Annotated in this window: 7 protein-coding genes; 4 read left to right on the top strand and 3 right to left on the bottom strand. The window is 67.4% G+C overall.

The window, feature by feature from the left end; genetic code table 11:
* On the bottom strand, positions 1-2,095 hold a 2,095-nt coding region (locus tag ACVOJ1_RS18495; RefSeq protein WP_346480753.1), incomplete at its 3' end, for an autotransporter outer membrane beta-barrel domain-containing protein.
* A gap of 430 nt (positions 2,096-2,525) precedes the next feature.
* Here ACVOJ1_RS18495 and ACVOJ1_RS18490 point away from each other — a divergent pair.
* The 4 genes from ACVOJ1_RS18490 to treA all read left to right on the top strand — a co-directional run bounded on the left by ACVOJ1_RS18490 (position 2,526) and on the right by treA (position 8,467).
* Positions 2,526-3,005: an RNA polymerase sigma factor gene (locus tag ACVOJ1_RS18490; RefSeq protein WP_229765781.1), complete on the top strand. Its 480-nt coding sequence runs from the start codon at positions 2,526-2,528 to the stop codon at positions 3,003-3,005.
* A complete protein-coding gene (locus ACVOJ1_RS18485; protein ID WP_346480752.1) occupies positions 3,002-3,970 on the top strand; it encodes a FecR family protein in 969 nt (322 codons plus the stop codon). Before ACVOJ1_RS18490 ends, ACVOJ1_RS18485 begins: the two co-directional genes overlap by 4 nt.
* A gap of 14 nt (positions 3,971-3,984) precedes the next feature.
* Positions 3,985-6,774, top strand: a complete 2,790-nt coding sequence (locus ACVOJ1_RS18480) for a TonB-dependent receptor plug domain-containing protein (protein ID WP_065181121.1) — start codon at positions 3,985-3,987, stop codon at positions 6,772-6,774.
* A gap of 73 nt (positions 6,775-6,847) precedes the next feature.
* Complete coding sequence (treA, locus tag ACVOJ1_RS18475) at positions 6,848-8,467, top strand: alpha,alpha-trehalase TreA (protein WP_197600840.1); 1,620 nt, start codon at positions 6,848-6,850, stop codon at positions 8,465-8,467.
* Here treA and ACVOJ1_RS18470 read toward each other — a convergent pair whose 3' ends face one another.
* Together ACVOJ1_RS18470 and ACVOJ1_RS18465 are read right to left on the bottom strand one after the other, a co-directional pair.
* Positions 8,468-9,133 (bottom strand): lysoplasmalogenase, encoded by a 666-nt coding sequence (locus ACVOJ1_RS18470; RefSeq protein ID WP_262219221.1) that lies wholly within the window; start codon positions 9,131-9,133, stop codon positions 8,468-8,470.
* On the bottom strand, positions 9,130-11,013 hold the full coding sequence (locus ACVOJ1_RS18465; protein WP_253120403.1) for a M61 family metallopeptidase: 1,884 nt from the start codon (positions 11,011-11,013) through the stop codon (positions 9,130-9,132). Before ACVOJ1_RS18465 ends, ACVOJ1_RS18470 begins: the two co-directional genes overlap by 4 nt.
* Between the last annotated feature and the right edge of the window lie 199 nt (positions 11,014-11,212).

Raw genomic sequence — 11,212 nt, 5'->3', positions numbered from 1 at the left:
CATCGGCATCGATGCGGCCATGGCTGGCGAAGCCGCGTGCCCACAGACCGTGGCCACGCTGGCCATCACCGCTGGCCCCCGCACCTGCTGCCGTCGGCTCGACCAGATGCATTGCCAGCTGGTTGAACAGGGTGCCATGGCGCATGCCCGGCTGTGCCGACATCGACTGCGCGACCTGCGCGGCCAGGCCATCGGCATCGCCACTGGCACTGCGCATCGCCGCCTGATGCTGCTGGACCACGTTGCCGATGCTGCCCAGCAGGGCGTTGTCGGCCAGGCGCAGGGTGGCATGCGCATCGCCACGCAGCGCACCGGCCTGCTGCGCGACCACGTCGCGGTCGGCAAACTGCAATGCGCCCAGCAGCGGCTTCAGGCCACTGTCCTGGCGATCGGATGCAGCTCCCAGCACACGCCCCAGGTCATCACCGGACGGGCCGTTGGCGAACAGATCCCACTGGTCGAAGCCCGGGTTGGCGGTCAGCCACAGACCGTCGGCCGTCTGCCTGACATTGAAACTCAACAGCGAGTTGTGGCGCGGACGGAACACCTCACCGCCGCTGATGCTGGCGCGGTAGCCAGTGTCGCCCAGCCGCACGACCTCCTGGAAGCCATCCTGGTAGATCGGGCCTTCAACCAGATCGCGACGGAAGTCCTTGCTGTAATAGCCCTGCGCCACGTTCAGTTCAAGGAAGGCGCCCTTGGAGATCACCAGCGCGCCATCGAGCACTTTGTTGGTGGACGGGTCGAAGAAATTACCCACGCGCACGCGACCACCGGCACTGCCGCCGCTCTCGGTCACGTCGAACAGCACTTTGCCGCCGAGCATGATGTTGACGTAGCCATGGGTGACCAGATCACCTCCGCGCGGCATCAGCGTGCCGAACACGCGCAGGCGGTTGAAGCCATCCTCGCGCCAGGACGGGCCGGTGCCACCCAGCAATGCAGTGCTGTCCATCGCCGTGCCCGCCACGTCGCCGTGGCCGACCAGCACGCCCGCACCGAGCACACGCACTTCCGGGGCACGCAGGGCGCCACCTTCCAGGGCGATGGTGCCATTGTCGACCAGCATGAAGTCCGCACCGGTGGTTGCGGACGAGCGCCAGACAGCGCCATTGGCAATCCGGATCACGCCCATCGAATCGTCCAGCGTGGACGCGTCCAGATCGCCCAGCCGAAGCTTGGACAGCAGCAGGGCCTGCACGCCGGGATCGCTCAGATAATCCTGCACCGAACCAGCGCCGATGCCCTGCGGACCCGTGCTGGAAAGGTTGTAGATGGTCAGTGCGTAGGAAAAGTACGCCGACGGCCGGTCGGTGCTCCAGCGCGCGAAGTCATCATCGACGAAGGTCTGCAGCTGGCGTCCCGACCGCAGGTAGCCCGGATTGATGTCACCGGTGACGTCCGCAGTGACATTCAACTTATCGCCCGGATCACGATAGCCGGTTGCGGTGATGATCCGGTTGCTGTGAATGTCCTGCCCAGGGAACGACTCCAGCGCGCTGCCGCTGCCATCCGGATCGAACGTGACCGACGTACCGGGGGTGCGCGCAGGATCGCGGAACACCAGCAGGCCGTTGGGCTTGACCACTTCGTACATCGCCTTGTGCAGCAGCCCAGCATCCATGCCGCCGCCATAGTTGCCGGTGTAGATCTGGGTCATGCGCGGCGACGGCTCGTAGATCACATTGCTGCCGTTGTTGGCCGCATGGATCTCCACCGAATCGACAATCGGCAGATCGCCGGCAAGATAGCGCTCCACGCCCCCGGACTGCATGATCGAGCAGGACGAGATGCAGTGGCCCGATACGATGGTGTTCAGGCCGGACGTGCGGATCACCCCCTGCAGCCACTCGCCGGCGATCAGCGCGCCACCGTTGGAGGTACGCAGCACCACCTCCCGGATCGGCCGCCCCTCGGCCTGCGCCTTGGCCAGCAGCGCCGGCAGCGAAACGACGTCGGCGAAGGTGACGCCACCGCTGAGGAAGATGCGGTCTCCCTGCACGTGATAGTTCATTGCCATGGCGTCATCAGCCTTGACCATGACGCCAACACCAATCAGGCCGGCCAGGGCCAGACTCAACTTGGACTGCTTCATACCGTTCTCTCTCCCCCCCGCAACACGCGGACGGGAAGCTAAACGTCAGAGCGGGAGGCCCTCCCCCGCTGCATGCCATGGAAAAGAATGAACGGATTCAGATCAAGTTGGCAGTCAAAACTGTGGCTGAGTTAGCGCTCTTGAACGCCTTTACAGGAGAAATACAGCCTCCGGCAAATTTAAAAACGCAGAAAGGGCGGTAACACCCCCAGTGGCCATCCGGGTGAAAGGTGAACGAATTCATGATCCACACGTGCAGGCCGGCGGCTCTTCCCCATCCGGTCATCGTCGCGTAAAACTCGGTGACGCCCCCCCTCATCGTTGCCCGAGGCCAGCCCTGTCCGCTTCGTCCCCCCTGATCCATCGCGCACCGGATCCGCCTGGGCCTCCGGACGCCTTCATCACGTTCGTAAGGGAAGAGCGCGCGCCGTTGTGCACTTTCCTGCGTACCCGTGGGGTGGGCCCGGAGGATGCGGAGGACATCGCCCAGGACTGCATGGAACGGTTGATCCGCTATCGCGCGCACGGCACCGAGGAGCTGCGCCTGCTGCTGTATCGTATCGCCCGCAACCGCCTGGCAGACCGCGGCCGCTCGCCGCAGGCGAGACCGCATCTGTCGCTGGCCGAGCGCGATGGCAGCGACGAGCCCTCCAGCACGTCAGCCGACCCGCTGCGCCAGGCCGAATCCGGGCAGATGCTCGCCCTGCTCCGGCAGGCCCTGTTCAAACTGCCGGAGCGCGCGCGCGAGGTGTACCTGCTCAACCGGATCACCGGGATGAGCTACACGCAGATCGCGCAGCACTGTGGCATCACCGCCAAGACCGTGGAAAAACACATCGCCCGTGCACTGCAGGGCCTGCGCCAGGAGCTGGGGCCACACCCGCTGCACAACGACAGGGACAACGAATGATCAGCACCCGGCACACGGAAGAGGCGGGAGTGTTCGAGCGCGCCAGCGCCTGGGTGGCGCGCCTGGAGGCACACGACTGCACGCCCGAGGAACGCGAGCGCTTCGAAGACTGGCTGGCGGAGGACACCCGCCACGTCAAGGCGTGGGTACAGGCCGAAACGCTCTATCAGCAGAGTGCGGGCCTGGCCCAGGATCCCTGGCTGCGCACGGCGGCGGCGCGCGCCGCGCATCCGGCCCGGCGCCGCTGGCTGCCCGGCGTCGCTGCTGCGGCGGCGCTCTGTCTGGCCATCGGCATGGGCTGGATGGTCGCCACCGATGGCAATCCCACGCCCCGCATCTATGCCAACGACAGCCTTGCTCCCCGCCAACAGACGCTGGCCGATGGCAGCTCCGCCATCCTGGACGCAGGGACCACGTTGACCGTGCGCATGGGCTGGCGCCATCGGGAACTGGTCCTGGAGCAGGGTCGGCTGCAACTGCAGGTGGCACCGTCGCGCAAGGCCCTGCGCGTGCAGGCAGGCAACAGTTCGATCCGCGATATCGGAACCACCTTCCAGGTGGAGCGCCTGCGCGACGGTCATGTCGAGGTCGCCCTGCTGGAAGGCGCAGTGGAGGTCACCAGCGGCAGCGCGCAGCACACGCTGGCCCCGGGCCAGCAGCTGCAGGTACTGCCCTCCGGGCGGATACAGCCGGGCCCTGCGCTCGCCTCGACCGAAGCGGCTGAGGCCTGGCTGCAGGGACGGCTGGTGTTCGATGCCACTCCCCTGGCAACCGTGGTCGAACGCATGAACCGCTACGGCCGCACGCAGATAGTGATCGCCGATCCGGAGATCGCCAGTCTCGCGGTCAGCGGCACCTTCCGTGCAGGCGACGCAGAGGAACTGCTGTCTGCGCTGGAGCTGGGATGGTCGGTTGCCGGCCAGGCGCGCCCGGATGGCGCGCTGGAACTGCGGCGTACCTACTGAGGAGAAAGGCGGTGATGGCAGGACCGGGCGCGCTGCAGTGGGGGCTGCTCCGGGGGCTGCTGTGGGTCATGTTCGGCGCTGCCAGCGCCGCGCCGGCCCACGCCGGCCAGCAACCCGCCAATGTCGACTACCACATCGCACCCGGCCCGCTGGCACCGGCACTGCAGCAATGGGCACGCCAGAGCGGCATCGCCCTGGTATTCGACGCCCGCGAGCTGACGGGCCTGCACACCCCCGGCGCCGACGGCCGACAGGCACCGGCGATCGCTCTCAAGCAGCTGGTCTCCGGGATGCCGGTGAACATCCTGCGCACGCCCTCGGGGGCGTTCGTCATCCGCCGCGTCGCTGCTTCTGCCGCGCCCCCTGCACGTGCCCCGACCGTGACGTCGCCCAAGCCGCCGCCGCCCGTCGCACTGGCCCCCGCGCAGGTGGAACTGGCACCGGTACACGTCACCGGCAGCCGCCTGCCGCGCACCTCCGTGCAGACGACGCTGCCGATGACGATCATCGATCGCGAAGACATCCTGCGCAGTGGTTACGGCAGCCTGTTCGACCTGTTGCGACACCTTCCCGGCATGAACGGCCACCCGGCGATGACCACGTCGCGCGGCGGCGATTCGCAGTATCTGCCGGTGGGCGCTGCAGCCACCACCAGCCTGGATGGCATGGGGCCGCGTGCGACCCTGTTCCTGGTCAACGGCCGGCGGCTGCCACGCTATCCGATGGTGTCGCTGGAACAGGGCGGGCTCACCGATCTGGGCGGCATTCCCCTGAGTTTCATCGAACGCATCGAGCTGGTGCGCGGAGGCGCGTCGGCCATCTATGGTGCCGACGCGATGTCCGGCGTGGTCAACATCATCCTGCGCGAACAGGCCGAAGGCCCGGAGGCGACGGTGCAATCGGGCATCAGCAGCCGCGGCGACGCGCAGCAGAATCGCCTGCAGATCGCCAACGGCGGCGTACGCGAAGGTGGGGACCGCTGGTTCGCCGGCCTGGACCTGCATCGCATCGAGCACGTGGCCGGCGATCGCCGTGCGTGGCATGCGGAAACGTCGTTGTATCCGATCGGCGCGTTCTACGACGGCGCGTACATCCCCGCCGAACTCTGCGAAGGTCCCTTGATGCAGCGTGAGGATGGCTGCTGGTTCGACAGCGCGCGGCCGCGCTCGCTGCAGCCCGCGTCGGATACTGCCTCGGCCTACCTGCGTTACCGGCACGAGCGTGGCGAAGGACGCTACGCCTATCTGGAAGCACGTGGCAGTCACAATCGGCAGCGTTTCGACCTGGGGCCGACCGCCGTTGCCATCGGCCTGTACGGCATCACGTTCAACAGCGTGCTGCGCGAGGCCGGAAGCGTGCGCCCGCACGTGCGCGCCAGCGATGCCGACATCACCCTGGGTATCGGTCGCGAGCAGCAGTCACGCAGCTGGGATGCGGGCATCAGCGCGCAACGCAGCCAGGTCACCCTGGTCACGCCGGGCACCGTGCGCACCGAACCGCTGCTGCACGCCGCCGAGACACTGGACTACCTTCCCGGCTTTACCTCGCTGCGTGCGGACAAAGCGCAACAGCTGTTCCCGTCGATCCGCAATCGTGGACGCACTGACCAGTGGCAGGGCTGGTGGGGCATGCAGCGGCAACTGATGCAGTTGCCTGGAGGGCCGGCCCAGCTGGCCACCGGCGTCGATCTGCGCTACGAAGCATGGGCCTCGTTACCCGATCCGTTGTTGATCCAGGGCGATCTGGCACTGGGCCTGCCCCAGCAGCAGCGACGCCTGTCACGTCGCAGCGGAGCCACCTATGCCGAGGTCGGCCTGCCGCTCAGCCGCTCGCTGCGCATGGACGTGGCCGCACGCTGGGACCGCGATGGCGATTACCTGGCGTTCTCGCCACGCGCGGGACTGCGTTGGAGTCCAACGCCCCACTGGTCGTTCCTGCTGACCAGCGGACAAGGCTACCGTGCGCCCAGCCTGTTCGAGCAGCGACGCCCCCCTGGCTACTTCGGCCTGGTCGCGCTGCCGGCCTCGCCGGGCCTGCCGCCCTGCGCACAGCCCGCGATCGACGGCAGCTGCCTGGTCAACGTGGAGGTCGCCGAGAACGACGCGCTGAAGGCAGAGCGTTCACGCAGCCATTCGCTGGCAGCCACGTGGACGCCCAACGACGTGTTCTCGCTGTCACTGACCCACAACATCGTCGAGCTGCGCAACGAGATCCTTGCCCTGCGGCCCACCGACGCGGCATGGAACCGCAGCACGTGGGAGCTGGATGACGAAGGGCGGCTGAGCAGTCTTCGCCTGTCATTCGACAACATCGGCCGCACGACGTCGCGCAATTGGGTGATGCGCGGCGAATACCGCGTCGACACCGATGACACCGGCCAGTGGCTTTTCTCACTGGACGCGCTGAAACAGCAGGCGCTGCGCCGCGAACGAGGGCAGGATGGCAGCGTGGATCTTCGCGGCCATGCCACGCCGGCAATGGCCGCGATCCTCACCGTGCAATGGCAGAACACGGCATGGGACGTGGCATTGCGCGGCAACCAGGTGGGACGCACGCGCGCCTGGCTGCCCGGTGCGGAATGCCCCGATGACCAGCGCGAGATGAACCATTGCATGAATCCACGGCAGCTGCGCTGGAACCTGCACATGGCGCGCAGGTTGGGGCCGCGGGTGATCGCCGCGCTGGACGTGCACAACGTGCTTGACCGGCAGCCGGTGAACTATCTGGTCGGCAACGGCGGACAGTTGCCGGGTTTGGATGATCCGCTGGGCCGCTATTTCCTGCTGACCCTGCAGTTCCGTTGAGGCCGCTGGCATCCACACGCGGGTGACACGGGCGGCACGCTAGGGTGGCCGCACGCCCACCGTGAGGTACGTCATGCGTCCTTCGATCCGCCCGGTCGTCTGCGTACTGGCCCTGTTGCTCAGTGCCGGCGCGGCATGCGCCGACTCGCCCGCTTCGACCCCTGCGCCACCGGACCAGGCCTGGCAGCCGCTTTTCCAGCAGGTCCAGCGCGCACATCTGTTCCCCGACCAGAAGACCTTTGCCGATGCTGTGCCGCGGCAGTCGCCGGCTGCACTGCTGGCTGACTGGCAGCGCGCGCAGCGAGAGCCTGGCTACACGCTGCAGGCCTTCGTCGACAGGGCCTTCGACCTGCCCGGTGGACCTGCGCCCTACGTCTCACCCGCCGGCCAGAGCCTGCGCGCGCATATTGAAGGCCTGTGGCCCGTGCTGACCCGGCAGTCCACGGCGGTCGATCCCCATGGCTCGCTGCTGCCGTTGCCGCACGCGTATGTGGTGCCCGGCGGGCGCTTCCGCGAGGTGTATTACTGGGACAGCTACTTCACGATGCTGGGACTGGCCTCCAGTGGCCGCTGGCCCCAGGTCCGCGCGATGGTCGACAACTTCGCGTGGCAGCTCGACCAGTACGGGCACATTCCCAACGGCAACCGCAGTTACTACCTGAGCCGCTCGCAGCCGCCGTTCTTCAGTCTGATGGTGACCCTGCTGGCCGCGCACGAAGGCGATCAGGCGTACCGCCGCTATCTGACACAGCTGCGCACCGAGCACGACTTCTGGATGCGGGGCGCCGATGGCCTTGCGCCCGGCCAGGCACGCGAGCGCGTGGTGCGCATGCCCAATGGCGACCTGCTCAACCGCTACTGGGATGCTCGCGCGGTGCCACGCAGCGAATCGTGGACGGACGATCTGGCGACGGCGGCACAGGCACCGCAGCGGGCACCCTCGCAGGTGTACCGCGACCTTCGCGCCGGCGCCGAATCCGGCTGGGATTTCAGCTCGCGATGGATGGACGACCCCAGTGCACTGTCCAGCATCCAGACCACGTCGATCGTTCCAGTCGACCTGAACAGTCTGCTGTACCACCTCGAGCAGACCATCGCCCGGGCCAGCCGCGTGGCCGGCGACCGCGCATCGGCCCGCGACTACTCGGCCCGGGCCGAGGCCCGACGCAGTGCCATCAATCGCCTGCTGTGGGATGCGGCGCAGGGCTGGTATGCCGATCACGATCTGCGCAGCGGACAGCTGCGCCCTGCCCTGACCGCTGCCGCGCTGTATCCGTTGTGGTTGAAGATCGCCACCGATGAGCAGGCGCGACGCAGCGCCGACGCAGCCGAAGCACAATTGATGCGTGAGGGCGGCCTGCTGACCACCACCCTCGTCAGCGGCCAGCAGTGGGACGCGCCGAACGGGTGGGCACCGCTGCAGTGGGTGGCCGTCGATGGCCTGCAGCACTACGGTCAGGAGCGCCTGGCGCGGCAGCTGGGAGTGCGCTTCCTGCGCACCGTGCAGTCCGTCTACGATCGGCAAGGCAAGCTGGTGGAGAAGTACGTGGTCGATGGCTCCGCGGGCGGAGGGGGTGGCGGCGAGTATCCGCTGCAGGATGGCTTCGGCTGGAGCAACGGGGTGACACTGGCACTGCTGGATCGCCTGTGCCCGCGGCAGCGGACCTGCGAGAACGCGGGCGACGTCGAGTAGCTAGCGCACCGATCGTGCGATCGCGTACTGCGCCGCGTAGTAGGTGGACAGCACCAGCAGGCTTGCCAGCGGCAGGCCACCGGCGAAGCGGTCCCAGGCCAGCAGTGAATCGCTGGCGACGAACAGCAGGGCGCCGGCTGCCGCCCAGCGCGCACTGCCCGCTTCGACAGCCTCCGGTCGCTGGCGGGTCCACTGCCGCGCCAGCGCCAGGATCGCCATGCACGCCAGTACCACCACATAGGCCAGCACAGGGATGCGCATCGGCGGTGGCAGATGCGGCCATAGACCGGACACGTTGAGCGCGGCGAACACACCCAGAAGTCCCCCTGCGGCGACCAGGCCGCGACCCGCGCGCAGGCCGGCGCGGAAGGCGACGATGTAGCAGAGGTGGGCCAGCAGGAACGCCAGCAGGCCGGGGACGAAGGCATCCATCGGCAGCATGAGCGCGATGTCGCCTGCGCACGAGAGCAGCATGCCCGCCAGCACCGCGCGACGGTACGACGGTGATCCAGCAGGACGCGTCTGCCATACCATCGCCGCGATCAGCAGGGTCGCTGTCGGCTTTGCCAGCCAGTGCAGCCAGCGGCCCTCGCCGGGCAGGAATGCACCGACGATGGCCAGCACCGCCAGCAGCAGGATCGCACCGCCGCCCAGGCGTGGTCTCATCGCGGCTTCCACAGCTCGGCCAGCTGATCCGGGCGGCCGGGAATGCGCTCCAGCACCGGATACTGCAGGCCACCGTGATAGTCGATCCGGATCGGCACGATGCGGTCGAACTGCTTGACCAGCAGCGTGATCGGCGCCTTGTTGGTGGCGGCAACGGCAACCGCGTCCTTCAACCGCTCGCTGCTGTACTCGCGGTCACCGATGGCGATCACCTTCATGCCCGGCGCCAGGCCTGCATTGAAGGCGGGACTGTCCCAGATCACGTCGCCGACCACACCGCTGTCCATCACCGTCGCACCGAGCGAGTACGCCAGCAGCGCCGCCTTGGCGCGTTTTTCCTGTGCCTTGTAGGCATCGTTCGGCGCGTCGCGGTAGACCAGCTTCCAGCCGGCCAGTTCCAGACCGCCGGTCAGCGATCCGTGGCCGTCCAGGCGCTGCCGCAGGAAGCCGGCCCAGTCGTACGGAGCAATGGCGTTCAAGGTCGCCACCACGTCGTCGAACGTATACGGATTGACGTCCCAGTCACCGTTGCCTACGCCAAAGAAGGCACGGGCAAAATCATCCAGGCTGCGCCGGTTTCCGGTCAGCGCGCGCAGCCTGCCCTCCACTTCCAGCCACAGCATCTGGCCGCCGGAGTAATAGTCCTCGCTCATCTGGTAATTGCGATACGGCAGTGTGCGCCGCTGGGCGATGGTCGGGTCGTTGGTGGTGTCCTGCAGTGGCCGCCAGGCCAGTCCCGGGCGACCGCGATCATAGGTCGCCGCAACATTGGCCAGCATGTCGCGCGCCTGATCGGTGGACCACAACCCCGAGCGGGCGGCCAGCACCTGGCCCCAGAACTGGGTCTGGCCTTCGTACACCCACAGCAGGCTGTCACCCATCGGAACGTTGAAGTTGTCGGTTGCCAGGTCCGCGCCACGGCGATACTTGCCGTTCCAGGAATGCGTGTACTCGTGCGGCAGCAGGTCACGCATCCATGCGGAGTCATCCCACTCGGTGAAGTAGCCCGGCGCAGCGCTGTTCTCGCTGGAGCGATGATGCTCCAGCCCGATGCCGCCCAGTCGGTCGGTCAATGCCAGCAGGAACTCGTAATGGTCGTAGTGGCGCGCGCCGTACAAGCGGTCAGCCTGCTGCACCAGGGCGCGGTGCGCCTTGATCTGTGCCTCGGTGGGCTTCAGCGACTTCGCTTCATCGGCGAACACGTTCAGGTGCACCGGCGCCTTGGCGCCCGGGTCCAGATCGATGCGCTGGTAATGCTCACCGGCGAACAGCGGCGAATCGACCAGATGGTCGAAAGTGATCGGCTTGAACACCACCGTGTCACCGTCGCGCCGGACTGTTTCGAGCGCGGTGGCGTAGCTCCAGCCCTTCGGCAGGGTCACGCTGGCCTGGGCCTGCAGATGGCGTGCATCGACCCCGGCCGGATACAGCGCGTTGGCGTTCCATTGCAGGTTGAGCATTTCCGGCGTCATCACCACGCGGCCCTGGTTGCCGCCCTGCGAGGACAGGAAATCGAACTGCGCCACGATCTCGCTGACGCCCTCCGGCACATCGACCTTGAACGCATAGACGTTGTACTGGTCGCGCTGCCAGGCCAGCGGCCTGCCATTGGCCGTGACGCGCAGGCCAGCGAGCTTGTCGATCGGGCCGGTGGGCGAATGATTGCCGGGAATCCACTGCGGGTACAGCAGGGTCATCGGGCCGGGTTTTGCCGGCACGGTGGCGGTCACCTTGAAGATGCGCCGGGCCAGATCGCGCGCGTCCACGTCGATGCGCAGCAGGCCGTGCGCAGCGGCATCGGCCGGCGGCGGGCTCTGCGCCAGCGCGGGTGTGGCCGCCAGCGCGAACAGCACGGACATCACCAGGGCACGGGTCTTCATCGGGCGGCTTCCAACAGCGGAGAATCCTCCGATGCTAGGCCTGTGTGGTGCGCGGCCCCATGGCCAAAGGTCATGGGCGGGCTGCCCATCCGCGCATGCCCAAAAGCGTGCGAACCAAGGTTCGCACCCACCTTGTGCTGGTTTGCACCCACCAGAGCGGTTTCAGTAGATCCACGCCGTGCGTGGACGAGGCCTTTCC

It is taken from the genome of Stenotrophomonas sp. STEN225 (assembly GCF_056756445.1).
The sequence above is the reverse complement of the archived record's forward strand: the minus strand, read 5'-3'. Positions and strand labels throughout refer to the sequence as shown.